At 58.8% G+C, this 1198-nt stretch carries 1 protein-coding gene; it reads right to left on the bottom strand.

What is annotated here, in order from left to right:
- Window positions 1-423: 423 nt before the first annotated feature.
- The coding region (locus CXQ91_RS25095; protein WP_219816607.1) for a uracil-DNA glycosylase family protein at window positions 424-1198 on the bottom strand (775 nt) is incomplete at its 5' end.

Genomic DNA, 1198 nt, shown 5'->3' with positions numbered 1-1198 from the left:
CCCAAGACCGCTACTGCGCGCTCTGCCCACCGGCCCCCAAACACACGACAGATGGACCCCAATAGCGCGAATATTCAACGAGCGGTGAGAGCGCGTTTTCAGCGGTCACTATCTACGGATACTGCGTGGTTCATTACAGCGGAGGAACCTGGCAGGTTCGCGAAAATGTCATCGGGCAAGGGCGCATTTTCGTTGATCATGAGCTGACTCTACTGGGGCGATCCGGCTCTGGCATGTAGCCGGCTGTCAAAGTTGCCGCCAAATCCGATCTCCCGGATCGCCACGCATGTCGCAGTCCCCGTCGGCGAGCGGCTGACAGGCACTTGCGGCGGGTCTGCGATCTTCTTGGCGTCGCTGGCCTCGATATCCATAACGTGCAGCACGATGAGGGCTTATTTACCCTGAACGTCCACAAGCCGATTCTCAGTTGGCTATCGCCCAGCGTTTCCTCGGGACATTGCTGCGGCTCGTGCAAAGGCTTCTTCCAGCAGTTCCCTGTTGGGTATGCCTGTGGCCGCGTCTGCCTTGTTGTAGGCGAGCGGACTGGGGTTGGGGTCCCGGAATAACGGGAAGCTTCTGAATTTCCGGGGATGCCTTGGACAGCAGCTGTGACCAAGCTCGCTGCGCTTGTTTCCCCAGCAGGAGAACGACCTTGGGGCGGGACTCTAACAAGTTCAGCAGCTCGGCTAGTAGGGGAGCGGCGCGGCGTGCTTCAGCAGCTTGGGTCCGTGATGGAAAGGCAGGATTTTCGACCCACCACGGTACGACATTCCAATGAAGGGACTTGGAATACGCGAGGTGACCGGCTTCGGCAGCGAGGGTGGAATTATGGGCAGTCGGATCGTTGTTGTCGCGGCTGATGAATCCCGAGCCAAATTGTGCTTCTCCGGACGGGTCTTGGAGCAGGATCAAGACTTCGGCCCCCTGCGTTGCCGCCCGGGGGTCGAAATAGGGCACGCTCTCGTTCGTTGAAGCCCTGACGCCATCGACCCACCTGTTAAGGGGACCCACCACGCCTTCGTATCTCATGGTATGCCGCTGGCGGAGGACGTGGGGAAGATGATGCTGGCTAAGTAAGGTTCCAGCGTTGTAGGCGTATTTATTCCAGATAACGGTGGATCCGGTATATATCAAGCTGTTTGTGACAGCTGGTTGGTTTTGTAGTTGATGCCGGCGTGGGTCGGGGCGGCTGGTGCGG

The sequence above is a fragment of the Arthrobacter sp. Y81 genome (assembly GCF_002929335.1).
Lineage (GTDB): Bacteria > Actinomycetota > Actinomycetes > Actinomycetales > Micrococcaceae > Arthrobacter.
The sequence above is the reverse complement of the archived record's forward strand: the minus strand, read 5'-3'. Positions and strand labels throughout refer to the sequence as shown.